Source organism: Cellulomonas soli (assembly GCF_013409305.1).
In the GTDB taxonomy this organism is placed as follows: Bacteria; Actinomycetota; Actinomycetes; order Actinomycetales; family Cellulomonadaceae; genus Cellulomonas; species Cellulomonas soli.
On sequence record NZ_JACBZJ010000001.1, the window covers coordinates 3,854,642 to 3,878,513 of the forward strand.

A 23,872-nucleotide genomic window follows, 5' to 3' on the forward strand; every position below is an offset into this window, starting at 1 on the left:
CCCGGTCTGGTTGACACTCGGGGTTTGCGGTAGTCAGGCCGCGTCTGCGGCCGTGTAGATCATCTCAAACTCGACGGGCGTGAGTTTGCCGAGGGCGCGTTGGCGGCGTCGGCGGTTGTACTTGGTCTCGATCCAGGTCACGATCGCCAGGCGCAGGTCGTCGCGGGTGTGCCAGCGGCGGGTGTTCAGGACGTTCTTCTGCAGCAGGGAGAAGAAGCTCTCCATGCTCGCGTTGTCGCCCGCGCCGTAGGAGCGGCCCATCGACCCGACCAGGCCGTTGTTCGCCAGCAGCCGCTGGGTCGCCTTGGCACGGAACTGGCCGCCTCGGTCCGAATGACACACCGTGCCGGCCGGTGAGCGCAGCGCGATCGCGTTGCGCATCGCCGCCCGCGCCAGGGACGACTTCATGCGCGAGTCGATGGAGTACCCGACGATCTTGTTCGAGTAGACGTCCTTGATCGCGCAGATGTAGAGCTTGCCCTCGGCGGTGGGGTGCTCGGAGATGTCCCACAGCCACACCTGGTTCGGGGCGTGCGCGACGAACTCGTGACGGACCACGCCGTGCTCGTCGACCACCGCGAGCAGGTCGTCGTGCGGCGCGGGGCCGGCCGTCGCGGGCTTGGACCGCTTCTTGTGGTGGCTGGCGGTGATGCCGGCGATCCGGCACAACCGGTGCACCCGGTTCTCCCCGACGCTGATCTTGTGCTCGTCGGCCAGCTCGTCGGTGATGAACCGGTAGCCGAGTGTCGCGTCGTCGCCATGGATCTCGTAGATCGCGGCAAGGACGTGCGCGTCGTCCCAGTCCCGGTCGCAGACCGGGTTCTTGAGCCACTTGTAGTACCCCTGGGTCGACAGGCCCAGGACCCGGCACGCCACCGCGACCGGCACCCTGATGCGGGCGCCGGCCGCGGCCATCTCACGGACGAGCGGGAAGACTATTTTCCCGGCAGACCCGCCTGCGCGAGGTAGGCGGCCGCGCGGCGCAGGACCTCGTTCTCCTGCTCCAGCACCCGGATCCGCTTGCGCGCCTCACGCAGCTCGGCGCGCTCGGCCTGGGTCGGCCCGGACCGTCGGCCGTCCTCGACGTCGGCCTGCTTCATCCAGTTCGACAACGACCCTTCGGAGATACCGAAGTCCTTCGCGATCTGCGTCAGCGGCACCTGCCCCTTGCGGGCCACGGCCACGACGTCGTCGCGGAACTCCTTGGGATACGGCTTTGCCACGGGGACATCCTTCCAGCGAGGACCAGATCCTCACAGGTCAGGTGTCAACCAAACTCGGGGCAGACCCCACCAGGTCTACGCCGAGCCGCTCCACCACCCCCAAGGACTGGACCGGCGCGGGCCCCCGTCCGTTACTGGACACCGCGAGCATCGCAGAGATGCAAGAAGAGTCTGTCCGAGCGACGCCGCATCCGCGTCCCCAAACTCACGTCAGCCCTCGCCTCCGACGCTACGGTCAACGCATGGGTCTCCTGGGTCGGCTCTTGTACTTCGGCGTCGTCTTCGCGGCCGCAGCACTCGTCGCTCAGGTGCCCCTCGTCGGTCTGCCGCTCGCGCTGGTCATCGCCTTGGTGGGCGCCTGGTTCTACTGGCACACCCGCAGTTCGACGCCCGCCGCGGGTTCGAGCGCGCAGGCCGAGCTGGCGATGGCCGCAACGGCCGATTCGACCGAACCCGTGCTCCCAGCGTCCGACAGGGCGGTTCGGCTCTTCTCTCACGGACGACAGGCCGTCGCTGGCGAGTACTACAAGGCCAGGGACCTCGCCCGCGTCGTGGGGCGACGTCACGCCGGGACTACGGGCGACTGGGATCACGGGCTGCGAGAGACCGCCCGACTCGAGCGAGAACCAAGCAACAAGCACGACCGAAACGCGGTCAGAGTGCGCATGGCTCTCGGTGGGCAGTGGCTGACCGTCGGGTATCTCCCCCGCGACGACGCCGTGAAGTGGCAGCCGACGCTCAAAGAGCTTGAGAGCGGGGGCCTGGTCGCTCACTGCCTGGCGCGCATCTACAAGGACGGCCGCGGGAACGGTCACCAAGTTGTCCTGCACCTATCAGAGCCGGACAGAGCGGTTGCAGGCAACAGTGCCCCCGACGGCGCGGTCCTGCTCGACGCGGAGCGCGAGTGCGCGGTGATCGGCGAGCAACACTGCCAGGACGCACTGTCGGAGCGCGCGGGCTGGATTGGGCCTGTATGGGCAACGCTGCACGCCGGCACCGTGCCTACTGGCAAGCATTCGGGCGCCCCGACGGTCGAGGTACGCGTCGACGGCAAGGTAGCCGGGACGATGGCCGCGGCGCAGGGCGCGCGCTACGGCGCGCTGCCGAGTCGCGGCCCCGTGGTCGCCTGCGAGGCAGAGATCTTCGAGGGCTCGCGCTATCGCGAGGTCCGGCTCTTCCTACCGAAAGTCGACTGACAGGCCCGGCATGGGATAGCCACCTGCCCTGAGCGTCAGGGTGTGTAGTGGTAGCGGCAGGCGGCGATGCGGATCTCGTCGTCGACGAGCTTGTAGATGAGCCGGTGCTCGTCGCTGATGCGTCGGGACCAGTAGTCGTGCAGGCCGTGCTTGAGGGCTTCGGGCTTGCCGATGCCTTCGTGCGGGGTGTCCTGGGCGGCGCCGCGGGCGATGTCCTTGAGCAGCTCGTTGATCCGTTTGAGGGTGCGGCGGTCCTGGACCTGCCAGTACAGGTAGTCCGACCAGGCGTCGGCGTCCCACACGTACGTCACTCGGTGAGCTGCCGCTCCACGCCCTGACCGGACTCCAGGCGCTCGATCGAGGTCAGCAGCCGGCGGGCGTTGGCCGGGTTCTGCAGCAGGTACGCCGTCTCCTTCAACGACTCGTAGTCCGCCAGGGACACGATCACGACCGGGTCGTGGCCGGCGCGGGTGATGACGACCTCCTCACGGTCGTTGACGACCGCGTCCAGGGTCTGCGCGTAGCGGGCTCGCGACTGCGAGTACGTCATGGCCTTCACCGCACACCTCCAGGGCTGTACAGAAAACTGTACGTCCCGCACACAAGCCCGTCGAGGGACTCCCCCATCTGGCGACCCGCTCGGCGCCCCGTCTTCGATGATGTCCGCAGCGACGGTCCGCCTCCACTGCGTCGGTGGCGGCGTCGCTGACCTGGGGCGTCATCGCCGCGCCGTCGCACGGCCCATCGGGCCGGCGTAGTGAGCGGCGGCGCCAGACCGGGGTCTACTTCCTGACCTTCTCGGGCACCCACCGAGGCAGCAGCCCGACCCGTGTCTGGCCTTACCGTCAGGTCGGCCGCCCACCCGACGCTACCGCCGAGCCGACGCCGACGGTCGGCCCAGCCGGGTCCGATCGTCCGCCGGGTAGCCTGGGCGCGGAGCAGACGCGCGTGAGGAGACGCTGGATCGTGGATGTGCTGATGGAGACTGCCACGCAGAGCCGGGACGGCAGCCCGCACGTCACCGACGAGCGGTTCAGCACCATCTCGCACCTGTTCGCGACGTGCTTCGCCGTCATGGGCGCCGCGCTGCTGATCGCCCAGTCGAGCGCGCAGGGCGACCCGTGGAAGATCGTCGGGTTCGCCGTCTACGGGCTGTCGGTCGTGACGTTGTTCCTCTCCAGCACGCTCCACCACGGCATCGACCGTGGACCGAAGGTGAACGAGGTGCTGCGCACCCTCGACTACACCGCGGTGTTCCTGCTGATCGCCGGGTCGATCACCCCGCTGGTGCTGGTGCTGGTGCGGACGACGTACGGCTGGACGGTCCTGGGTGCCGTCTGGCTCATCGCCACGGTCGGGATCGTGCTGCGCTCGATCCTGCGTCAGCTGCCGAAGTACGTCACCAACACCCTGTACATCGCGCTGGGATGGCTTCCCGTGGTGCTGGTCGGAGCCGGGGTGTCGGTGCCGGCCGGGGCGCTCGCGCTGATGGCGGCCGGAGGGCTGGTGTACTCCGTGGGGTTCGTGATCTTCGTGATCGAGCGTCCGAACCCCTGGCCCGGGGTCTTCGGCTTCCACGAGATCTGGCACGCGCTGGTGGTCGTGGCCGCCTTCCTCCACTACCTGCTGATGTACATCTACGTCCTGCCGGCATAGGCGCCGCAGCGCAGGTCGGCCGCCCGACTCCCCGTGGGAGCGGTGACGTGTCAGGAGCACGTCAGGACCCCGCTCGCAGGCGTATGGGTTCCATCAGGGCGCCGTCCTCGCCCACCCCTCGGCACTAGACCGGGATGTGTGACGAGGCCGCGCACGACGCCTCGTCCGCACATGCCGACATCGGCGACGAACGGGTGCCGGCTCGAGCGAGGGAGCACACCATGGACGCCGCCCTGTCGATCCGGTCCCACACCTCGGTGGTGCTCGGGCTCGCCATCCTGGGGCCGCTGCTCGTCGCGGCCGCGCTGGGCGCGGTCCGAGACACCGTGACCGGCACCACGTCGGCGCTGATCCTGGTCCTGCTCGTCGTCGCCGCCTCCGCGACCGGGCTGCGCTCGGCAGGCCTGGCCGCGGCGCTGTCCGCCGCCCTCGGCTACGACTACTTCCTGACCGCGCCCTACAACAGCCTCAAGATCGACCACCCCGACGACGTGCAGGCAGCCGTCCTGCTCCTCGTGATCGGTCTCGTGGTCAGCGAGCTGGCGCAGTGGGGGCTGCGGCAGCACGCCCGAGCCAGCCGCGGCACGGGTTACCTCAACGACGTCCTCGGCACCGCCGAGCTCGCCTCCGGCGGGCAGGCCGACCAGGACGTGCTCACCCAGATGGTTGCCCGCCAGGTCGCCGATGTCCTCGATGTCGACGACTGCCGGTTCGAGGCGCCCGGGCACGAGCGTCACTCGTGGACCACCGTGCACCGCGACGGATCCGTGTGGCACGGCGGCCGCGAGATCGACGTCGACAACCACGGCCTGCCGACCGACGACCTCATCGTCCTCGAGGTCGGTCACGACAGCCAGAAGCTGGGCCAGCTCACCATGAGCTCGGCCGTGCGCGTCGTGCGCCCCACCCTGCAGCAGCGCAAGATCGCCGTCCTGCTCGCCGACCAGCTCGGCACCGCCCTCGCGATCCCGGCCAGGTAGACCGCACGCGGGGTCGGGAGGTCGGCCCGCGGGCTCTTCATCGCACCGTGACCGCCTCGCGCGCGAGGCTTCGTCGGCCGTGCCGAGGACGGGCGACGAGTCGACTCGGCCGGTGAGTCCGCAGGGCCGCCATGAAGATCTGATTGAGATCGCGGTCCGGGACCGCGAAGTCCTACGGCCCCGGCGTCCGCCGGCTGGACAGTGGGCGCGCCACCCACGACGCGAGAGAGCCACGATGCGCCCCCACCGCCACCTCCACCGCCTGCTCGGCACCGTCGCGCTCGGCGTGCTCCTGGTCCTGCCCGCCGCGCCGGGCTGGGCCACGGACGATCCCTCGGGGCACGAGCACGCCACCGGCACGGAGCCGACCGCGGAGCCGCGCGCACCTGGCGACGGCGACGACATGGCCGGCATGGACATGAGCGGAACCGGCACGGGCGCCACAGGTGACGAGGGCGCGCACGACATGGACGAGATGGCCGGCATGGACCACGGGGGAAGTACGCCCTCGGTGCACGACTCGTCGGCGACCGACGGGAGCACGACGCGCTCCCGAGTGCTGGTGATCTCCACGTTCGTCGGGGTGAACGCCGCGGTCCTGATCGCCGCCGCTCGGCGACGCCGCCACGACCGTCTGCACCCGCGGCCCCGCCCGCGCCGGAGCCCTGCCCCCGCCTGAGCTTCCGCCCGTGAGCCCGTCCGAGCCCTGCCGAACCCGGCCGACCGACCGCCGACCCGAGGAACCCCGATGAGCGCCCCCGCACCGACCGTGGACGACACCGCCGTCGTCGACCCCGACACCCTCCCCGACCTGAGCCCGCCCCCTGCGGGCCGCAACCTCCTGGCCATCCCGTGGGTCGCCCGCACGCTGCGCAGCGGCTGGTACCCGAAGATCCTGCAGATCCCCGTCACGGCCGTGTTCGGCCTGGTCGCCTACCAGCTGCTCGTCGGGCCCGACGTCGCGCACGAGAACGCGGGCACCGCGCTCATGTGGGTGCTGTGGTGGCCGGTCATCCCGATCGTCTTCGTGCTGCTGGGTCGGTTCTGGTGCGCGGTGTGCCCGTTCGGACTTATCTCGGACACCGTGCAGCGATGGGTCGGGGTGAACCAGCCCGTCCCCCGGTTCCTGAAGAACAACGGCATCTGGCTCATCGACGCCTCGTTCCTGGCGATCACCTGGGCCGACCACGTCTGGGGCATCGTCGAGTCCCCGTTCGGCTCCGGGGTGCTCCTGCTGCTGCTCACCACGGCCGTGATCGCCTCGGGGGCGTTCTTCCAGCGGCGCACCTTCTGCCGGTACCTGTGCTTCCTCGGCGGGCTGTCGGGCAACTACGCACGCACCGGCATGGTCGAGCTGCGTGCCGACGCGGACGTCTGCCGCACCTGCACGGCGAAGGCCGCCTGCTACAACGGCACCGAGAAGGTTGCCGGGTGCCCGCTGTTCACGTTCCCGCGGACCATGGAGGACTCGGCGAACTGCAACCTGTGCGCCAACTGCGTGAAGTCGTGTCCGAACGATGCGATCACCATCCGTGTGCGCAAGCCCACCTCGGAGCTGTGGTTCCTCGACAAGCCCCGGCTCGAGCAGTCCGCCCTGGCGATGGCGATCATGGGCATCGTCCTGATCCAGAACGTGACGATGCTGAGCATCTGGCAGGACGTGCTCGACGAGATCGCCGACCTGACGGGCGTCACCAGCTACCCGGTGATATTCACCGTGGCCTTCGCCCTGGCCGTCTCGCTGCCCCTCGGCCTGCTCGCGCTCGCCAGCCGCGTCGCCGCGCAGGCCAACCTGGAGAGCACCTGGCAGAACTTCGCCCGCTTCGGGTACGCGCTGATCCCGCTCGACGTCGCCGGGCACCTCGCGCACAACCTGTTCCACCTGCTGGCCGAGGGCGGTTCGGTCTACTACACGGTCGCGAACCTGTTCGGCGCGGGCGTCAGCGGCAGCACCGCGCTCGTGGGGGCCGGCACGATCCAGGTGCTGCAGTTCTCCCTGCTCGCCCTGGGCGCGCTCGGCTCGGCCTACACCGCGAAGCGGATCGCCTACCGGCGCTACCGCACGACCGCCCGTCGGCACGCCACGCTCGCACCCTTCCTTGCCGTGATCGTCGTGCTCACGATCGTCAACGTGTGGCTGTTCCTGCTGCCGATGGCGCATCGCATGTGAGGTGCGGCGCGGACGTGCACCGGGTCAGGCCGTCGGCAGCTCGACGGTGAACACCGCACCCTGCCCGGGTCCGGCGCTGTCGGCGGTGATCGTCCCGCCGTGCGCCTCGACGAGGGCCTTGCTGATGGCCAGGCCGATGCCCGAGCCGCCGCGAGCGCGGTCACGGGCGGTGTCGGCGCGGTAGAAGCGCTCGAAGACGTGCGGCAGGTGCTCTGGACTGATGCCCTCGCCGTCGTCCCTGACCTGCAGCTCCAGCCGCCCGGACGACCCGGCCCGCGCGGACACGGTGACGTGACCGCCCGTGGGCGTGTGGCGCAGGGCGTTGGTCACGAGGTTGTCGAGCACCTGCGCCAGGCGGTGCCCGTCCACCTCGACGGAGGGCGCGTCGGGCTCGACCGCGGCGGTCAGCTGCACGTGGGCCGTCGCGGCGCGCTCGGCACCGGCCCGGACGGCCGCATGGACGAGGTCGGCCGCGGGGGTCCGGCGCCGGTCGAGGTGGAGGTCCCCGGACTCGGCGCGGGTCACCGCGGCCAGGTCGTCGGCGAGGCGGGTCAGCCGTCGACCCTGCTCGCGCAGCAGGTGCACGGTCGCCTCGTCGAGCGGCTGCACACCGTCCTCGACGGCCTCGAGGTAGGCGTCGATCGTCGCGACCGGGGTGCGCACCTCGTGCGCGACATCGGCGAGCAGCCGGGCCCGCAACCGCTCGGCCTCGGCGAGCCGGGCGGCCATGCCGGAGAACGAGGCGGCCAGCTCCTCGAACTCCGTGCCGAGCCCGGCCGAGGTCACGGGCGCGTCGTACTGCCCGGCCCCCACCCGCCGGGCGGCCGCCGCGAGCGATCCCACGGACCCACCGATGCGCCGGGTCAGGACCACGCTGACCGCCAGCGACGCGACCACGGCCGTCAGCAGGGCGACGGCGAGCGAGAGCGCGGAGGCGGAGGTGAAGGCCTCCTCGGCGTGCAGCACGGCCTCGTCGTGCGCATCCAGACCCGCGCGGACCATGTGCTCGTGGAACAGGGACGGTCCGGTGGCCGCCGCGACCAGCCACGCGGTCAGCGTCCCGGTGAGCGTCACGACACCCAGCGCCACCAGCAGGCGCGCGGCCAGCCCCCGACGCGACCACCACCGGCTCAGGTCCGCCCTCACTGCCCCGTCCCGATCCGGTACCCGACGCCGCGCACCGTGCGCACGTACTGCTGACGGTCGGCGGTGTCGCCGAGCTTCTGGCGCACGTGCAGCACGTGCACGTCCACGAGGTGCTCGTCGCCGACCCACCCGGCACCCCAGACCGCCTCGATGAGCGCCCGGCGGGAGAACGCGCGCGCCGGCTCGGCGGCCAACGCCGCCAGCACGTCGAACTCCGTGCGGGTCAACGGCACGGGCTCCCCCGCCAGGTGCACCTCCCGACCCGTCGGGTCGATCACCAGATCGCCCACCTCCAGCACGGGGGCTGTGACCGCAGCGACGGCCGACACCCGGCGGGGTCGGCGCATCAGCACGCCGATGCGGGCCATGAGCTCGCGGGGGCTGAACGGCTTGGTCATGTAGTCGTCCGCGCCGACCGACAACCCGATCAAGGTGTCGACCTCCTCGGCCCGCGCCGTGAGCATCAGCACGTAGCAGTCGGAGAACGTGCGCAGCCGCCGGCACACCTCGACCCCGTCCATGCCCGGCAGCCCCAGGTCCAGCACAACGACGTCCGGGTCGACCTGCCGCAGCACGTCGACGGCATCCGCGCCGTCGTGCACCAGGTGCACCTCGAACCCGTCCCGCTGCAGGTAGGAGCCGACCACGTTCGCCAACGGCACCTCGTCGTCGACCACCACGGCCCGACGCGGTGCCGTCGCGACGTTCGGACGGGCGATCGCGTGCGCGCTGCTGGTCACCCGAGTCATTGTCCGCGACCTCTCCCGTCCCGCTGGTCGGCCCGGCGGCGCTGCCCGGCGACCTTCATCGAATCTTCAGCGACCCGCCCTAGTTCCGGAGGCGATCAGCACCGAGGGTGGACCACGGCCGTCGCACGACGGCTGGACGCGGCACGCCCGCTGCTGGACGACCGCCTGAGCACCCGATGCCCACCCCGAGGAGACCCCCACGATGCCTCGCCGCACCCTCGCCTTCCGTCTCGCAGCCGCGGCAGCAGGCGCCGCACTCACCCTGACCCTGACGTCCTGCGCCCAGGGCGCACCGGCCCTCACCGGCGGCGACAACGCATCCTCGGCCTCGTCGGCCTCGTCGGCCTCCGACGTGCACGACGGCGCCGACACCCGGTTCGCGCAGGCGATGATCGTCCACCACGAAGGCGCGATCGTGATGGCCGGGCTCGCGGCTCAGGAGGCCACCACACCGGAGGTCCGTGCGCTCGCCGAAGGCATCTCCCAGGCGCAGGGTCCCGAGATCGAGCTCATGACCGGCTGGCTGCAGGCCTGGGGTGAGGACGTCGAGGCATCGATGCCCGGCATGGACCACGACGGCATGGACATGGGCGGCATGACGATGGACGGCCTCACGCAGGAGGAGGCCATGGCGGACCTCGACGGTCTGACCGGCCCCGATGTCGACCGCCGCTTCCTCGAGCTGATGATCGCCCACCACGAGGGTGCCATCACGATGGCCGAGCAGGAGCTCGCCGAGGGCACCGACGCCGACGCCCTCCAGCTGGCGAGCACAATCATCGACGACCAGAGCACCGAGATCACCACCATGCAGGACCTGCTCGCAGGGCTCTGACGCGCCGATCGGGTGCAGCGCCGAGGAGCACGATGGGCGGATGCAGGTCCAGCTGCTCTACTTCGAGGACTGCCCGCACTGGCAGGTCGCCGACGCGCGTCTGCGTGCGGCACTCGACGCGGTCGGGCGGCCGGCAGACGTCGAGAAGGTCCTCGTCACCACCCCGGACCAGGCCGAGCAGTGGGGCTTCCACGGGTCACCGTCGATCCTCGTCGACGGTGAGGACCCCTTCGCGCAGCCGGGGACGCACGTCGGACTGTCGTGCCGGCTCTACCGCACCCCGGACGGCGTGGGCGGGTCCCCGACGGTGGACCAGCTCATCGAGGTCCTGTCTCGGGCGTAGCCAAGTCACGGTGTCGCCGCCCGCCCGAAGGTCGACGGGGGCGTCTAGGTACAGCCCGTCGGCCACTTCCGCCGTCTGACGCCGCTGGCTAGCGTCTGGCCCTATGGACCTCCATGAGCGCGTCGAGGATTACCTCGCCGGCCAGCCCGAGCCCAAGCAGGCCGACCTCCGGCAGATCCACACGCACATGCTCGAGGAGTTCCCCGGGTGCAGGCTCTGGTTCCACGACGGCACCGACGAGAGCGGCAAGGTCGTGGCCAACCCGAGCATCGGCTACGGCGTGCGAACGATCGCCTACGCCAACGGCTCGTCGCGCGAGTTCTACCGCATCGGCCTGAGCGCCAACACCGCCGGCATCTCGGTGTACGTGCTCGGTCTCGACGACAAGACCTTCCTGGCACGCACCTTCGGGCCCTCGATCGGCAAGGCCAGTGTCACGGGCTACTGCATCAAGTTCAGGCGCCTCGCCATCATCGACGTGGACACCCTGCACGCGGCCATCTGGCACGGCATGAGCACCGATCAGCGCGGCTGAGCGCAGCCGTCGCGGGGCGGTGCGCGGCCCCCGTTACGTTGTGCCCATGGTCGGACCGCCACCTCACCTGCGCCGTGGGTTCTCGGTGCGCACCCGCTCCGCTGCCGCGGCCACGGCGGTCGTCACCGTCGCACTGGTGGTCGGCGCGTTCGGGCTGCTCATGGTGCTGCACGGCTCGATCGTGCGTGCAGCACAGAGCACGGCGGCGGTGCGGGCCGAGGACGTCGCGGCCGAGCTCGTGGCGGACGGATCGGTCACGAGCGGGCTCAACCTGAACCCGACGGCGGGCGAGGACGAGGCCCACGTGCAGCTGCTCGCCGCCGGGCAGCTCGTCGCGGCGAGCTCCACGGCCGACCAGCCGACGGCGGACGTGCCGGACGCGCTCGCCCCCGGGCAGGTCGTCGACCTCGCGGGAACCGGCCCCACGGTCGGGGTCGCGCTCGGTGTCGGCGGGGTCGACGGCGTGGACACCGTGGTGGTCTGGCAGTCCTACGCCTCGGGCCAGGAGGCGGTGCTCGACGTGGTCCAGGCGCTCGCCCTCGGCGTCCCGGTCCTGGTGGCCCTGGTCGGCGTGACGACCTACCTGCTGACCGGGCGCGCCCTGCGACCGGTGGAGGCGATCCGGCGGCGCTCGGAGCAGATCAGCGAGGCCGACGACGAGGCCCGCATCGACGTCCCCCGCAGCGGCGACGAGATCGAGGCCCTGGCCCGGACGCTCAACGGGATGCTCGAACGGCTGCACGCGGCGCACGCCTCCCAGCTGCAGTTCGTCGCGGACGCCAGCCACGAGCTGCGCAGCCCTCTGGCAGCCCTGCGGGCCGAGCTGGACGTCGCCGAGCGCTCGTCCACCAACGACTGGGGGCGCACGGCGCGGGTCGTGCGCTCCTCCGGTGACCGGATGCAGCGCCTGGTCGAGGACCTGCTGGTGCTGACCCGGGCGGAGGAACGATCGGCGACGGACCGCTCGGGCGCGGTGGACCTGGACGCCGTGGTCGAGGAGGTCGGGTTCGGGCTCCTCGTGCCCGAGGGCCTGTCGGTGCGCGTCGACACCGCACCCGTGCAGGTGCCCGGCTCCGCCGACGAGCTGCACCGAGCGGTGCTGAACCTGGCCGAGAACGCGAGCCGGCACGCACGCGCGCACGTGCGGCTGACCGTGCGCGAGGCGGGCGGGTCCGCGGTGGTGCACGTCGACGACGACGGCCCCGGCATCCCGGTCGGGGCCCGCGAGGAGATCTTCGCGCGATTCAGCCGCCTCGACACCGGTCGCGCGCGTGACACCGGCGGCACAGGGCTGGGACTGGCGATCGTGCGCGGCATCGCGGCAGCGCACGGCGGCGAGGTGCACGTCGGCGACTCCGAGCTCGGCGGGGCACGGTTCACCCTGACGATCCCGACAGGCACCGAGCACGCCCGCGCAGCGCGCTCAGGACCGTCCGTTCCCCCGCCCGTCACGACCTGAGCCGGCATCGGTCCCGACGCGGTAGCCCTGACCGCGGACCGTGTGCAGGACCGGGTCGGCGAACGGTGCGTCGATCTTGCGGCGCAGGTGGCTGACGTAGACCTCGACGACGTTGGGGTCACCCTCGTAGGCCGAGTCCCACACGTTCGCAAGGATCTCCGACTTGGTGACCACGTCGCCGGACCGACGCATCAGCAGCTCCAGGACGGCGTACTCGCGGGGGGTCAGGGCGATGGCCCGGCCCTCTCGAGCCACCTGCCGGCGTGCCGGCTCGAGCGTGAGGTCGCCGGTCGTCAGGACCACGGGGCGTTCCGGTGCGCCACGGCGCACGAGCGCGCGCAGCCGGGCGAGGAGCACGTCGAACGAGAAGGGCTTGGTCAGGTAGTCGTCGGCGCCGTGGTCGAACAGCGCGACCTGGACCGCGTCGCCGTCGCGCGCCGTCAGGACCAGCACCGGCGTCCACACCTCGCGGGCGCGCAGCGCGAGGAGCACCTCAGCGCCGGACATGCCCGGGAGCATCAGGTCGAGCACGATCGCGTCGTACGCCTGCTCGGTCGCGGCCCACAGGCCGTCGACGCCGTCGCCCATCACGTCGACCGTGATGCCCTCGTCCTGCAGGCCCCGACGGACGGCGTCGGCGATCGCCTCCTCGTCCTCGACCACGAGCACCTTCACCGGAGCATTGTCGCGCGCTGCGGTCCTGCGGCAGTCCGGAGGCAGTCCGGGGCGTTCAGGTGTCCTTCAGCATCGGGACGACACGCTGCCCGCATGCCGACACCACCATTCCCGTACACCCCGAGCTCCCCGACGACCCCGGCCCCCAGCCGACGTGTGCTGAACAAAGTCCCCGAGATCACGGCCTACTTCTGGATCATCAAGGTCCTGGCCACGACCGTCGGGGAGACGTTCGCCGACTTCCTGACCGGCACGTGGGGCATGACCCTGAACATCGCGGGCCTGGTGGTGGGTGCCCTGCTCGTCGCCGTCCTGGCCGTCCAGCTCCGAATCCGGCGCTACCTGGCACCCGTCTACTGGCTCGCCGTCGTCCTGATCAGCGTCATGGGCACCCTCGTGACCGACAACCTCGTGGACGACCACGGCGTGCCGCTCGCGCTGACCACGACCGTGTTCGCCGTCGCACTGACCGTGACGTTCGTGGCGTGGTACCGCCTCGAGCGCACGCTGTCGATCCACTCGATCACCTCCGCCCGCCGCGAGGGCTTCTACTGGGCGGCGATCCTGTTCACCTTCGCGCTGGGCACCGCCGCCGGGGACCTGCTCGCCGAGACCCTCGGGCTGGGCTACGGGCTCTCGGTCGTGGTCTTCGCCGCAGCGATCGGCCTGGTGGCCCTCGCGTACCGACGGCTCGGACTCGGCGCCGTGGTGGCCTTCTGGGCGGCGTACGTGCTGACCCGACCGTTGGGTGCTTCCATCGGGGACCTGCTCTCCCAGTCGCGGGCCGACGGCGGCCTCGGCCTCGGCACGACCGGCACCAGCATCCTGTTCCTGGCGGCCATCGCGGCCGTCGTCGTGTACCTGACGGTGACCCGACGTGACGTGGAGGAAGCCGCCGCCGACCGACTCCCTGCCCTGGACGTCGCTGCCGCGCAGGAGCTCGAGGCCGGGGACGACGCGGCGGCGACCGTCCGGTGACCGCGGGTCTGCTGATGCTCGCCCCGACCGATCCGGCGACGCTGACGGGCGTGGCCGGCTGGGCCGTGCACCTCATGGAGACGCTCGGCGTGGTCGGTGCCGCGCTGGCGATCGCGCTCGAGAACGTGTTCCCGCCGCTGCCCAGCGAGGTGATCCTGCCCCTCGCGGGATTCACCGCGTCGCAGGGGTCCTTCGGGCTGCTGCCGGCGATCGTGTGGACGACGGTCGGCTCCGTGGTCGGCGCCGCGGTCCTCTACGCGGTGGGAGCCGCGATCGGGCGTGAGCGCACCCGCGCCCTCATGGCACGACTCCCCCTGGTCTCGGTGCGTGACGTCGAGCGCAGCGAGGCGTTCTTCGCCCGTCACGGGCGCACCGCGGTCCTCGCCGGCCGGATGCTGCCGGTGTTCCGGAGCCTGATCTCGATCCCCGCCGGGGTCGAGCGGATGCCGATGCCCGAGTTCCTCGTGCTGACGGCGATCGGCTCGGCCGCCTGGAACACGCTCTTCGTGTGCGCCGGGTACCTGCTGGGGACCCGCTGGGGCGTCGTGCAGCAGTACGTCGGGGCGCTGCAGTGGGCCGTGCTCGCTGCGGTCGCGGCTCTGGTCGCCTGGTTCGTGGTCGCCCGGGTCCGCGCGGCTCGAGTCACCGACGCCTCTGACGTCCGCACGCCCACGCACTGACGTCATGCTCGCCTCGCCGTGTGCGGGTCGCACGCCCGAGGGCCCCGGTCGGCGGACGTCGACCGGGGCCCTCGGTTGCCGTGCGTCAGGCGTCGGAGCCCGCGTCGTCCGCGGTCTCGCCGTCTGCGTCACCTGCGTCGTCGGCCGTCTCCTGGTCGTCGTCGGCCTGCGTGGCCAGCACCTGACCGTTCCCGGCGTCCACCACGACCTCGGTCGCCGCACCCTGGGCGTCGGTGACGACGACGCTCCAGACGACCCAGCCGTCCTCGTCCTCCAGCTGCGGCGTGCCCGCGGTGCCGGGCACGGCGCCCACGGCGGTGGCGGCCGCCTGCTCCGCGGTGACGTCCGCGAGCGCGGTCAGTGCCGCCTGCTCGGCGGTGTCGTCCTGCTCGGTGGCCTGCTCCGGGGCTGCCACCGTGCCGGCGACGGAGGCGTCCTGGGCGTCGTCGGCCGTCTCGCCGTCGCCGTCGGACGCCTCCTGCTGCACGGTGGTCGAGGTGTCGCTCGGGCTCGAGGAGGCCTGGGCCGCGCCGGCGGCGGACAGGCCGATGAGCGCCAGGCCGGCCACCGACCATGTCACGGCCTTGGCGCGGGTGCTGCGGATGCTGGTCATGTCTGCTCCTTCAGGGACGCGGGTCGGGCCCGCGACGCCGCGTCCGTCGCGGCGATGCCACCACCCTGCGCGCAGGCACCTCAAGGGAACCTGAAGCCCGGTGCCGGCCGCCGCGCACCCCGGCGGTGAGCCTGAGGTCAGGATGGGGAGCATGAGCATCGGTTCGGACGACCCGGCCCCCGGGGCGGCGCGGTGGACGCGGTGGTCTCTGCGGCGCCGCGTCGTGCTCGCCGCGGCAGCGGCCCTCGTCGTGCTGCTCGGCGCCGGCGTGGCAACGTTCGCGATCGCGCTCGACCGCATCCTGCTGTCCTCGGCGCAGGACGCCGCCCGCAGCCAGCTCGAGCAGCTCGTCGGCGTGGTCTCGCTCGATCCGCAGGACCCCGCGGGCACCCTGGAGCGGGCGAGCGTCGAGGGATCGGTCGTCCAGCTGCTCGACAGCCACGGATCGGTGCTGCTCAGCCTGGGTCACGACGCCGCCGACGGACCCATGACGGACCGGCTCGACGTCCCCAGCGGGACCGTCGTCCAGGAGCAGGCCGGTGCCATCGGTCCCGAGCAGGATCCCTACGCCCTGGCGGTCACCGGCCTGGTGCACGGCGGTGACCGTCAGACCCTGCTGGTCGCCGTGCCGCTGGACGTCGAGTCCATGGCCGTGACGCGGGCCGTGGTGACGCTCGCGTCCGGCGCGCTGGTGCTGCTGGTGGTGCTGGTCGTCGGGATCGACCGGACGGTGCACCGGGCATTGCGGCCCGTGACGCGGATCACCGCCCAGGTCCGCGAGATCTCACGAGCCCTGAGCCCCCACCGCGTGAGCGTGCCGCCGACCGGCGACGAGATCGCCGAGCTGGCCGTGACGATGAACGCGATGCTCGACCGGCTGGCCCGTGCGGACGCCGCGTCCCGGCGCTTCGTCGCCGACGCCTCGCACGAGCTGCGCAGTCCCCTGGCCACGTTGCGCCTGCAGGTGGAGACCTCGACGAGCGGTGCCACGACGCTCGACGGGCCCGTGGTGCACGGTGAGCTGCTGCGGCTGCAGCGTCTCGTCGACGACCTGCTGACACTGGCGCGCGCGGACGACGAGGGTCTGCTGGCGCTCCCGCGTGAGGTGGACCTCGACGACGTGGTCGAGGCCGAGGCACGCAGGCTCGCCCAGGTGTGGCCCGGCGCGCTGCACGTGCACCTCGAGCCGGCGAGCGTGCACGGTGACGCGGTGCGCCTGGGTCAGGCGCTGCGCAACCTCGTCGACAACGCGTGCCGGCACACCGGCGGTGCGATCGCGATCCTCATGCAGCTGGACGGCGACCGCGTGCACGTGCACGTCGACAACGACGGGCCGCCCGTCCCCGCCGAGGACCGGACGCGTGTCTTCGACCGGTTCGTCCGGCTGGACGAGGCCCGGGTGCGGGACGCCGGGGGCAGCGGGCTGGGCCTGTCGATCGTCGAGGCGATCGCCCGCGCCCACGCAGGGACGGCGACCACCGGTCAGGGGCCGGACGGGCGGTGCCGCTTCACCATGACGCTCCCGCTCGTGCCGGTGGCCGCGGCTCCTCCCCTCACGCCGTCGGCGGCCCGGTGACCGTGGCGAGCAGCCGGTAGCCCGCGCCGCGCACGGTCTCCAGGCTGTGGCGGTCGAAGGGCGCGTCGAGCTTCTTGCGCAGGTTGGCGACGTAGACCTCCACGAGGTTGTCGCTGCCCTCGAACGCCGAGTCCCAGACGTTGTCGAGGATCTCCTGCTTGCTGACCACCTCGCCCTGACGGCGGACGAGGAAGTGCAGCACGGCGTACTGCTTCGCCGTCAGCGGCACGTCCCGGGTGCAGCAGGTGACCTTCCGCGTGGTCGGGTCGAGCACGAGGTCCCCGCACACCAGCACGACGGGACGCTCGGGAGCCCCCCGACGAGCCAGGGCGTGCAGGCGTGCCACCAGCACCAGGAAGCTGAACGGCTTGATGAGGTAGTCGTCCGCGCCGAGCTCGAACGCGTCGGTCTGGTCGTAGTCCCCGTCCTTGGCGGTCAGCATCAGGACCGGCGACCACACGCCCAGGGCACGCAGCGCGGTCAGCACCTCGTACCCGTTGCGACGGGGCAGCATGATGTCGAGCACCACGACGTCGTAGGGGTGCTGCTCTGCCATCCACTGGCCCGTCAGCCCGTCACCGGCGACGTCGACGACCATGCCCTCGTGCACCAGACCCTGACGGAGCGACTCACGCATGCCGCGCTCGTCCTCCACGACCAGGACCCTCATCGCCCCACCTCCTCGACCCTGCGCACGGGACGCCCCGTCTGCGCCGTCGATCCTCACTGCTGGCACCTGAAGTCCTCCTGAAGCGCCTGGTCGTCCGACCTGGTGGCCGAGCAGGTCCCCGTCACAATGGTCGGGTGCGGCGAGCGGACGGGGACGCGAGGGTCGAGGTCTGGTCGACGGCACCGCTCGACGTCGACGACGCCCGGCTCCTGCCGGTCCTCGACCACGGGGAGCGCGCCCGGGCCGAGGCGATGGCCGATGACTCGCGTGCCCGCTTCGTGCAGACCAGGGCCCTGCTGCGGGCCGTCCTGGGTGCCCGGCTCGGGCTGGCGCCGCACGAGGTGACGCTGCGGGCTCCGTGCCCGGTGTGCGGGGGGCCGCACGGACCGGTCACGGTCGGGCTGCCCGTCGGCACGAGCGGCCCGCGGTGGCACGTGAGCGTGAGCCGGTCGGGTCCGTTGCTGGCCGTCGCGCTCGGGCCGACCGGCCCCCTCGGCATCGACGTGGAGTCCCACGCGCGGGTCGCGCAGGCGCCGTTGGCCGGCGTGGCTCTCTCGCCCGCGGAGCGGCGGCGGTACGACCGCCTGCCGCACGACGGCCGGGTCGCCGCCCTGGCACGTGCATGGGTGCGCAAGGAGGCCGTCCTCAAGGCCGAGGGTTCGGGGCTGCGGGTCGATCCCGCGCTGGTCGACGTCCGCGCGGACCTCGTCCGGCTCGATCACGCGCCGGGCGGTGCCGGTGCGGTCGCACGCCTCGTCGACCTCGATCTCGGCCCCGGGGTCAGCGGTGCACTCGCACGGCGCGCCGGACCTGCAGCCCGACCTGAGGCCGCCGCGCGGGTGCCGGACCGCCTCGACGTCGTGGTGCACGACGGCGCCCCGGTGGTCGACGCCCTCCTCGCGCGGTGAGGGCGCGTCAGCGACGCGTCGCCGAGGCGACCGGGAGCGCGGGCAGCACGGGTTCGTCGAGCCACGCGTGCAGTTGCGCGGTGACCGTCGCGGCGAGCGTGTCCCCTCCGTACGCCCGGGCGTGCGCGACGGCCATGTCCCGGAAGTCCTCGGTGGCTGCGCTGCGGTGGGCGAACGTGCCGGTCCACGCGCGCACGAGGTCGAAGAACGCCGGGTCGCCCATCACGGTGCGCAGCGCGTGCAGGCTCAGCGCGCCCCGCTTGTAGACCCGGTCGTCGAAGATCCGCGGGTACCCGGGGTCGGCGAGCACCAGGTCCTGCGGCAGCGCCCGCAACCGGGCGTGCCAGGTGTGAGCCAGCGCGTCGGCCGTCGGCCCGCCGGAGGCCTGCGACCACAGCCACTCGGCGTAGCAGGCGAACCCCTCGTTGAGCCAGATGTGGCGCCAGGTGCTCACCGAGACGCTGTTGCCGAACCACTGGTGCGCGAGCTCGTGCGCGATGAGCCGCTCCTCGCCGCCGGTCGCCTGCAGGTTGTTCGCGCCGAAGATCGACACGCCCTGCGCCTCGAGCGGGATCTCCAGCTCGTCCGGTGTGCACACCACGGTGTACGCCGCGAACGGGTACGGCCCGAAGGTCTCGCAGAAGTAGGTCATCAGCGCGCCGTGGTGCGCGAGCCGACGACGCGCGGCCGCGACGAGCGTCGTGGGGACCAGGGCGCGCTGCGGAACGGGGGTGTCGGCCAGGACGATCTCGTCGTACTGCCCGATCTGCACCGTGGCGAGGTACGTCGAGGTGGGGTGGGGCTCGTCGTAGACCCAGGTGGTGGCGCTGGCCTTCGTGCGGCGTGAGGTCAGGGTGCCGTGCGCGAGCGCGCAGTACGGGTTGTCGACCGTCAACGAGGTCCGGTAGGTCGACTTGTCGTCGGGCCGGTCGTTGCACGGGAACCAGGTCGGTGCGCCCGTGGGCTGGCTCGCGACGACCACACCGTCCTCGAGCTCCTCCCAGCCGACCAGCCCCCACGGGCTCGGTGCCGGGCGGGGGTTGCCGCCGTAGCGGACGGCGACCTTCAGACGCGCGCCGGGCGCCAGCTCGCTCGCCAGTCGGAGGGTCAGGCGCCCGCCCTTGTGGTCGTAACGGCTCAGGGACGCCCCGGTGACCGTGACCTTCGCCACCGCCAGACCCACGAGGTCGAGGACGACGGCCCTGGTCGCCTCGAGCGTGACGATCTCCAGCGTGGCCGTCCCCTGGAGGCGGTTGCTGCTCGGACGGTACGTCAGGTCCAGGTCGTAGTGGACGACGTGCGTGGCCCGGTCGCCGTGGGACGTGTCGTACGGGTCCCGTGCGGCCGCACCGCGCGAGCCTGCCTTCACGCGGCAGCCCGCTGCGTGCCCGCCGTGCGCCAGGGGGCGATGGGGTTGCCGACCCACCGGGTCCCGGCCGGGACGTGCTCCCCGCGCAGCACGAGAGAGGCAGGGCCGACGCTCGCACCCTCGCCGAGCCGGGCGGCCGGCAGGATCACGCCGTGCGGGCCCATCGTGGCCCCGGCGTCGATCCGCACCGTGTCCAGGCTCATGACGCGGTCGTGGAACAGGTGGGTCTGCACGACGCAACCCGCCCCGACCGTCACGCCGTCCCCGAGACGGACCAGGTCGGGCTCGGGCAACCAGTACGACTGGCACCACACGCCGCGCCCGATCCGCGCCCCGAGTCCTCGTAGCCACCACACCAGCGCGACAGTACCGGTGGCAGGGTCCGCGAAGAACGGGGCCGCGACCATCTCGGTGAAGGTGTCCGCGAGCTCGCCGCGCCACACGGCCGAGCTCCACAGCGGGTGGTCCCCCGCCCGGTGGCGCCCGACGAGCAGCCACTTGGCGACGATCGTGACCACGGCCGCCAGCACACCCGTCACCGCGAGGACGAGCCCGCCGACGACCACCGCGCTCGCCCAGCCCGCGCGGACCACCACGGCCTGGAACGCCAGCAGCGTGGCCAGGCCCACGGTGCTGAGCGTGAGCGCCGGCACCAGGCGCCCGAGCTCGACGAGCGCGCGTGCCAGCCGCAGCCGCACCGGCGGGTCGTACGTCCGGGCCGGGTCGTCGAGCGTGGCCGCACGCGGGAGCAGCACGGGCGGGCTGCCGAGGTAGCTCGAGCCGGCCCGGGTGCGCCGCGGGGTGGCGGACAGCACCGCGACCAGGCCGTTCTTCGGGACGGTCCGTCCCGGCGCGGTCATGCCCGAGTTCCCGACGAACGCGCGCCGGCCCACCTTGGCGACGGCGATCCGGACCCACCCGCCGCCGAGCTCGTAGGGCGCGACCATCGTGTCGTCCGCGAGGAACGCACCGTCCTTGAGCCGCATCATGCCGGGCAGCCCGATCACGGTCGAGATCTCGGTCCCGCGGCCGACCTGGGCCCCTAGCAGCCGCATCCACACCGGGGTCACGACCGAGGAGTACAGCGGGAACAGGATCGTGCGGGCCGCGTCCATGAGCCGCTCGGTCGCCCACGCCTGCAGGCCCTGCCGCGACCGGACGGGGTGGTAGCCCTCGTCGAGGCCCCGACCGAGGACCCGCACGCACACGATGACGAGCAGCGCGTACAGCCCTGCGGCGACGACGCCGGCCGGCAGACCCGCGAGCAGCGCGGGGACGACCGCGTCGGCGAGCGTGGCCGTCCCCCGCACCGCGAGCGCGACCAGGGCGAGTCCGACGGTCACCGCGATTGCCGGCAGGGCGGCGACGATCGCACCGACCAGGCCGTAGGCGAGCACCCAGCGACCGGCATGCCTGTGGTCGGCCGGACGCTCGGTGGGCCAGGGGTGCCGAGCCTCGTGCACGCGGGCCGCGGGCGAACCCGCCCAGTACTCCCCCGCGCCGGTCTGCCCGTGAACCGCGGAGCCTGCGGCGACGTCCGTGCCGTCGGCGACGTGCGCGCCCGGGTGCAGGACGCTGCGTGCCCCGACGGTCGCACCTGCGCCGATCGTGATGTGGCCGATGTGCACGACGTCGCCGTCGACCCAGTGCCCGGACAGCTCGACCTCGGGCTCGACGGCGCACCCGTCGCCGAGCGTGAGCATGCCCGTGACCGGCGGGACGGAGTGCAGGTCGACGTCGCGGCCCATCCGCACGCCGAGCGCCCGGGCGTACAGCCAGACCCAGGTCGCGGTGGCGGGCGTGATCGCGCCGAACGACTCGGTGAGGCGTTCGGCCGCCCACAGCCGCAGGTGCACCGAGCCGCCGCGCGGGTGGTCACCGGGCCGGACCCCGAGGAGCAGCAGACGTGCCCCGAGCGCGGACACGCCCATGCGGCCCACGGGGCTGACCGTGAGCAGCCACCCGGCGAGCACCCACCACACGGAGACAGGCCGCAGCCAGGGGACTGGGGCGAGGGCGTGCAGCACGAGGTTGATCGAGGCGAGGGCCGTGAGCCAGCGCAGGGCGACGAGCGTGCGCAGCGGGAGCAGCGCGGCCAGCTGGACGACCTGGCTGCCGATCCCCACCGGGCGGACCGCGGTGGCGGGCGCGGTGGTGACCGGCTCCTCGTCGGCGCCGGGCCAGGTGGCCTGCAGGTAGTCGGCCAGGTCACCGACCTCGGGGTGGTCGTAGACGTCCGCGACGGTCGCCTCGGGGTAGCGGGTGCGCAGCGCCGACACCAGCTGGGCGGCCGTGAGCGAGCTGCCGCCGCGCAGGAAGAAGTCGTCCTCCAGGTCCGCCGGGTGCCCGCCGATCACGGCGACCCACTGCTGACCGACCCAGGCGGCCGTGCCCGTCAGGTGCGCTCCGGCACCGGGTGCGTCGGCTCCGGGGACGGGCCAGGGCAGCGCGTCGCGGTCGACCTTCCCGGACGTGCGGGTGGGGATCTCCTCGACGACGGCCAGCAGGGGCAGCATCGAGCCGGGCAGGGTCTCGCGCAGCCGGGCGAGCAGCGGCGCGGTCTGCACCGGGGTGTCCTCGGCGGGCACCACGTACCCGACGAGCAGGGCCGAGCCGGATGCGGTCCGCCGGACGGCGGCGGCCGCACCGGCGATGCCGGGCAGGGCGAGCAGCGCGGCATCGACCTCACCCAGCTCGATCCGGTGCCCGTTGACCTTGACCTGGTCGTCGGCCCGGCCCACGAAGACCAGGCCGTCGTCGTGCCGTTCGACGAGATCACCCGTGCGGTACGCGCGGTCCCAGCCCAGAGCGGGCATGGCGACGAACCGCGCGGCGTCCAGCTGCGGGTCCAGGTAGCGGGCCACGCCGACACCGCCGATGACCAGCTCGCCGCTCGCCCCGTCCTCGACCTCGGTGCCGTCCGGTCCGACGACCGCCAGGTCCCAGCCGTCGAGCGGCAGCCCGATGCGCACCGGCTGCCCGGCCTCGAGGAGCGCGGCGCAGGCGACGACCGTGGCCTCGGTCGGACCGTAGGTGTTCCACACCTCGCGGTCGGGGTGGACGAGGCGCTCGGAGAGCTCGGGCGGGACCGCCTCGCCGCCGAAGATCAGCAGGCGCAGCCCTGCGAGCGTCTCGACGGGCCACAGACCGGCCAGCGTGGGGACGGTCGAGACGATGCTGATCTCACGTTCGACCAGCCACGGTCCCAGCTCGGTGCCGGCGCGGACCAGCGAGCGCGGGGCCGGCACGAGCGTCGCCCCGTAGCGCCAGGCGAGCCACATCTCCTCGCAGGAGGCGTCGAACGCGACCGACAGGCCCCCGAGGACCCGGTCGCCGGGACCGATCGGGGCGCGCTGCAGGAACAGGTTCGCCTCGGCGTCGACGAAGGCGGCGGCGTTGCGGTGCGAGACGGCGACACCCTTGGGCTTCCCGGTGGAACCCGACGTGAAGATGACCCACGCGTCGTCCTGCACGAGCGGGCTCTGGTCGGCGGGGCCAGGCTGCGGCGGCGGCTCGGCCGGGGCACCGTCCGGGCCGGTGAGCTCGGGACCGTCGCCCATGACGACCCGGACCCCCGCCTCGTCGAAGATCTGACGGGCCCGCTCGGCGGGGTCGTCGGCGTCGACGGGGACGTAGGCGGCTCCGGCCCGCAGGGCGGCCAGGATCGACAGGTACAGGCCGACGGTGCCCGAGGTGACGCGGATCCCGACCCGGTCCCCGCGGCGGACGCCCACCGCGGCGAGCCGACCGGCACGCAGCCGGACCGCCTCGTCGAGCGCGGCGTAGGTGAGGACCTCGTCGCCATCGTCGATCGCGACCGCCAGCGGGTGCCGACGCACCGTCTCGGTGAAGACGTCCACGAGCGTGCGCGGCGCGGGCGCCCGTGACGCGGCGCGCAGGGTGGAGGTCACAGGTCTGGCGTTCGTCACCGCTCGTCTCGTTCCCGCCCGGGGCACGCCCGGGCATCCGCCGTGGTGACAGGCCTCCTGGGGCCTGGCGCCGCGGATGCTCTCACACGGGAGTGAACACCTGGGGTGGTGCAGGCGCGTCCGGACGCGCCGAGCGGCGGCGGACCCGACGGCCGCAGCCCGGGAGCCGCGGCACGGCCCCA

The 23,872-nt window shown here is 72.6% G+C and carries 23 protein-coding genes; 13 read left to right on the forward strand and 10 right to left on the reverse strand.

Going from position 1 to position 23,872, the window contains the following annotated elements; all coding sequences use genetic code 11:
• Window positions 1-33: 33 nt before the first annotated feature.
• Window positions 34-1,223, reverse strand: a protein-coding gene (locus tag BKA22_RS17565) for an IS3 family transposase (protein ID WP_146954895.1) whose coding sequence is annotated in 2 segments (ribosomal slippage) — window positions 34-942 and window positions 945-1,223 — 1,188 coding nt in all. Because the reading frame shifts where the segments join, the coding sequence is not laid out codon by codon here.
• A 242-nt stretch (window positions 1,224-1,465) separates the two neighbouring features.
• Here BKA22_RS17565 and BKA22_RS17570 point away from each other — a divergent pair.
• Window positions 1,466-2,419: an HIRAN domain-containing protein gene (locus tag BKA22_RS17570; protein WP_179561846.1), complete on the forward strand. Its 954-nt coding sequence runs from the start codon at window positions 1,466-1,468 to the stop codon at window positions 2,417-2,419.
• A 35-nt stretch (window positions 2,420-2,454) separates the two neighbouring features.
• Here the strand turns inward: BKA22_RS17570 and BKA22_RS17575 are convergent, their stop codons facing one another.
• Together BKA22_RS17575 and BKA22_RS17580 are read right to left on the reverse strand one after the other, a co-directional pair.
• Window positions 2,455-2,730 (reverse strand): Txe/YoeB family addiction module toxin, encoded by a 276-nt coding sequence (locus BKA22_RS17575; protein WP_146954420.1) that lies wholly within the window; start codon window positions 2,728-2,730, stop codon window positions 2,455-2,457.
• Window positions 2,727-2,969 (reverse strand): type II toxin-antitoxin system Phd/YefM family antitoxin, encoded by a 243-nt coding sequence (locus tag BKA22_RS17580; protein WP_218866722.1) that lies wholly within the window; start codon window positions 2,967-2,969, stop codon window positions 2,727-2,729. The genes BKA22_RS17575 and BKA22_RS17580 overlap by 4 nt, the downstream gene beginning before the upstream one ends.
• A gap of 428 nt (window positions 2,970-3,397) precedes the next feature.
• Here BKA22_RS17580 and trhA point away from each other — a divergent pair, with 428 nt between their 5' ends.
• The 4 genes from trhA to BKA22_RS17600 all read left to right on the forward strand — a co-directional run bounded on the left by trhA (window position 3,398) and on the right by BKA22_RS17600 (window position 7,225).
• Entirely contained in the window at window positions 3,398-4,075 is a 678-nt protein-coding gene (trhA, locus tag BKA22_RS17585) for a PAQR family membrane homeostasis protein TrhA (protein ID WP_146954418.1), read from the forward strand.
• 221 nt (window positions 4,076-4,296) lie between these two features.
• Window positions 4,297-5,055, forward strand: a complete 759-nt coding sequence (locus tag BKA22_RS17590) for a DUF4118 domain-containing protein (protein WP_179561847.1) — start codon at window positions 4,297-4,299, stop codon at window positions 5,053-5,055.
• 235 nt (window positions 5,056-5,290) lie between these two features.
• Window positions 5,291-5,734 carry a hypothetical protein gene (locus tag BKA22_RS17595; protein ID WP_146954416.1) on the forward strand — a complete coding sequence of 148 codons (444 nt, stop codon included), beginning with the start codon at window positions 5,291-5,293 and terminating at the stop codon, window positions 5,732-5,734.
• Window positions 5,735-5,803: 69 nt separating this feature from the next.
• The gene (locus BKA22_RS17600) at window positions 5,804-7,225 is read left to right on the forward strand and encodes a 4Fe-4S binding protein (RefSeq protein WP_146954415.1); all 1,422 of its coding nucleotides are present in this window, start codon (window positions 5,804-5,806) and stop codon (window positions 7,223-7,225) included.
• A gap of 24 nt (window positions 7,226-7,249) precedes the next feature.
• On the opposite strand, the gene BKA22_RS17605 is transcribed toward BKA22_RS17600, so the two are convergent.
• The gene (locus tag BKA22_RS17605; protein ID WP_223203717.1) at window positions 7,250-8,371 is read right to left on the reverse strand and encodes a sensor histidine kinase; all 1,122 of its coding nucleotides are present in this window, start codon (window positions 8,369-8,371) and stop codon (window positions 7,250-7,252) included.
• Window positions 8,368-9,120, reverse strand: coding sequence for a response regulator (locus BKA22_RS17610; RefSeq protein ID WP_146954414.1), 753 nt, complete (start codon window positions 9,118-9,120; stop codon window positions 8,368-8,370). The genes BKA22_RS17605 and BKA22_RS17610 overlap by 4 nt, the downstream gene beginning before the upstream one ends.
• Before the next feature lie 202 nt (window positions 9,121-9,322).
• Between BKA22_RS17610 and BKA22_RS17615 the strand changes: the two genes are divergently transcribed.
• From BKA22_RS17615 to BKA22_RS17630, 4 genes are all read left to right on the forward strand, one after another.
• A complete protein-coding gene (locus tag BKA22_RS17615; RefSeq protein ID WP_146954413.1) occupies window positions 9,323-9,955 on the forward strand; it encodes a DUF305 domain-containing protein in 633 nt (210 codons plus the stop codon).
• Between the two features lie 40 nt (window positions 9,956-9,995).
• A complete protein-coding gene (locus BKA22_RS17620) occupies window positions 9,996-10,298 on the forward strand; it encodes a DF family (seleno)protein (RefSeq protein ID WP_146954412.1) in 303 nt (100 codons plus the stop codon).
• Window positions 10,299-10,401: 103 nt separating this feature from the next.
• On the forward strand, window positions 10,402-10,833 hold the full coding sequence (locus BKA22_RS17625) for a DUF1801 domain-containing protein (RefSeq protein ID WP_146954411.1): 432 nt from the start codon (window positions 10,402-10,404) through the stop codon (window positions 10,831-10,833).
• A gap of 46 nt (window positions 10,834-10,879) precedes the next feature.
• Window positions 10,880-12,292 carry a sensor histidine kinase gene (locus BKA22_RS17630; RefSeq protein ID WP_146954410.1) on the forward strand — a complete coding sequence of 471 codons (1,413 nt, stop codon included), beginning with the start codon at window positions 10,880-10,882 and terminating at the stop codon, window positions 12,290-12,292.
• On the opposite strand, the gene BKA22_RS17635 is transcribed toward BKA22_RS17630, so the two are convergent.
• The gene (locus BKA22_RS17635; RefSeq protein WP_146954409.1) at window positions 12,257-12,967 is read right to left on the reverse strand and encodes a response regulator transcription factor; all 711 of its coding nucleotides are present in this window, start codon (window positions 12,965-12,967) and stop codon (window positions 12,257-12,259) included. The two genes, BKA22_RS17630 and BKA22_RS17635, sit on opposite strands and share 36 nt — an antisense overlap.
• A gap of 93 nt (window positions 12,968-13,060) precedes the next feature.
• On the opposite strand from BKA22_RS17635, the gene BKA22_RS17640 reads away from it, so the two are divergent.
• The gene (locus tag BKA22_RS17640; RefSeq protein ID WP_146954408.1) at window positions 13,061-13,945 is read left to right on the forward strand and encodes a COG4705 family protein; all 885 of its coding nucleotides are present in this window, start codon (window positions 13,061-13,063) and stop codon (window positions 13,943-13,945) included.
• Window positions 13,942-14,625 carry a DedA family protein gene (locus BKA22_RS17645; protein ID WP_371863673.1) on the forward strand — a complete coding sequence of 228 codons (684 nt, stop codon included), beginning with the start codon at window positions 13,942-13,944 and terminating at the stop codon, window positions 14,623-14,625. Before BKA22_RS17640 ends, BKA22_RS17645 begins: the two co-directional genes overlap by 4 nt.
• An 85-nt stretch (window positions 14,626-14,710) precedes the next feature.
• Here the strand turns inward: BKA22_RS17645 and BKA22_RS17650 are convergent, their stop codons facing one another.
• Window positions 14,711-15,238: a PepSY domain-containing protein gene (locus tag BKA22_RS17650; RefSeq protein WP_179561848.1), complete on the reverse strand. Its 528-nt coding sequence runs from the start codon at window positions 15,236-15,238 to the stop codon at window positions 14,711-14,713.
• Window positions 15,239-15,389: 151 nt separating this feature from the next.
• On the opposite strand from BKA22_RS17650, the gene BKA22_RS17655 reads away from it, so the two are divergent.
• A complete protein-coding gene (locus tag BKA22_RS17655; protein WP_179561849.1) occupies window positions 15,390-16,814 on the forward strand; it encodes a sensor histidine kinase in 1,425 nt (474 codons plus the stop codon).
• On the opposite strand, the gene BKA22_RS17660 is transcribed toward BKA22_RS17655, so the two are convergent.
• Window positions 16,792-17,484, reverse strand: a complete 693-nt coding sequence (locus tag BKA22_RS17660) for a response regulator transcription factor (protein ID WP_146954405.1) — start codon at window positions 17,482-17,484, stop codon at window positions 16,792-16,794. The genes BKA22_RS17655 and BKA22_RS17660 overlap by 23 nt on opposite strands.
• 134 nt (window positions 17,485-17,618) lie before the next feature.
• Between BKA22_RS17660 and BKA22_RS17665 the strand changes: the two genes are divergently transcribed.
• Window positions 17,619-18,392: a 4'-phosphopantetheinyl transferase family protein gene (locus tag BKA22_RS17665; RefSeq protein ID WP_146954404.1), complete on the forward strand. Its 774-nt coding sequence runs from the start codon at window positions 17,619-17,621 to the stop codon at window positions 18,390-18,392.
• A gap of 7 nt (window positions 18,393-18,399) precedes the next feature.
• Here the strand turns inward: BKA22_RS17665 and BKA22_RS17670 are convergent, their stop codons facing one another.
• Complete coding sequence (locus BKA22_RS17670; protein ID WP_146954403.1) at window positions 18,400-19,761, reverse strand: M1 family metallopeptidase; 1,362 nt, start codon at window positions 19,759-19,761, stop codon at window positions 18,400-18,402.
• Entirely contained in the window at window positions 19,758-23,690 is a 3,933-nt protein-coding gene (locus BKA22_RS17675) for a Pls/PosA family non-ribosomal peptide synthetase (protein ID WP_146954402.1), read from the reverse strand. The genes BKA22_RS17670 and BKA22_RS17675 overlap by 4 nt, the downstream gene beginning before the upstream one ends.
• Between the last annotated feature and the right edge of the window lie 182 nt (window positions 23,691-23,872).

Bases quoted from the DNA above. Each gene is read 5' to 3' on its own strand.
- BKA22_RS17620 (WP_146954412.1), top strand. From the start codon at position 9,996: ATGCAGGTCCAGCTGCTCTACTTCGAGGACTGCCCGCACTGGCAGGTC.
- BKA22_RS17625 (WP_146954411.1), top strand. From the start codon at position 10,402: ATGGACCTCCATGAGCGCGTCGAGGATTACCTCGCCGGCCAGCCCGAG.
- BKA22_RS17610 (WP_146954414.1), bottom strand. From the start codon at position 9,120: ATGACTCGGGTGACCAGCAGCGCGCACGCGATCGCCCGTCCGAACGTC.
- BKA22_RS17640 (WP_146954408.1), top strand. From the start codon at position 13,061: ATGCCGACACCACCATTCCCGTACACCCCGAGCTCCCCGACGACCCCG.
- BKA22_RS17600 (WP_146954415.1), top strand. From the start codon at position 5,804: ATGAGCGCCCCCGCACCGACCGTGGACGACACCGCCGTCGTCGACCCC.
- BKA22_RS17595 (WP_146954416.1), top strand. From the start codon at position 5,291: ATGCGCCCCCACCGCCACCTCCACCGCCTGCTCGGCACCGTCGCGCTC.
- BKA22_RS17570 (WP_179561846.1), top strand. From the start codon at position 1,466: ATGGGTCTCCTGGGTCGGCTCTTGTACTTCGGCGTCGTCTTCGCGGCC.
- BKA22_RS17590 (WP_179561847.1), top strand. From the start codon at position 4,297: ATGGACGCCGCCCTGTCGATCCGGTCCCACACCTCGGTGGTGCTCGGG.
- BKA22_RS17580 (WP_218866722.1), bottom strand. From the start codon at position 2,969: ATGACGTACTCGCAGTCGCGAGCCCGCTACGCGCAGACCCTGGACGCG.
- BKA22_RS17650 (WP_179561848.1), bottom strand. From the start codon at position 15,238: ATGACCAGCATCCGCAGCACCCGCGCCAAGGCCGTGACATGGTCGGTG.
- BKA22_RS17660 (WP_146954405.1), bottom strand. From the start codon at position 17,484: ATGAGGGTCCTGGTCGTGGAGGACGAGCGCGGCATGCGTGAGTCGCTC.
- BKA22_RS17630 (WP_146954410.1), top strand. From the start codon at position 10,880: ATGGTCGGACCGCCACCTCACCTGCGCCGTGGGTTCTCGGTGCGCACC.
- BKA22_RS17655 (WP_179561849.1), top strand. From the start codon at position 15,390: ATGAGCATCGGTTCGGACGACCCGGCCCCCGGGGCGGCGCGGTGGACG.
- trhA (WP_146954418.1), top strand. From the start codon at position 3,398: ATGGAGACTGCCACGCAGAGCCGGGACGGCAGCCCGCACGTCACCGAC.
- BKA22_RS17615 (WP_146954413.1), top strand. From the start codon at position 9,323: ATGCCTCGCCGCACCCTCGCCTTCCGTCTCGCAGCCGCGGCAGCAGGC.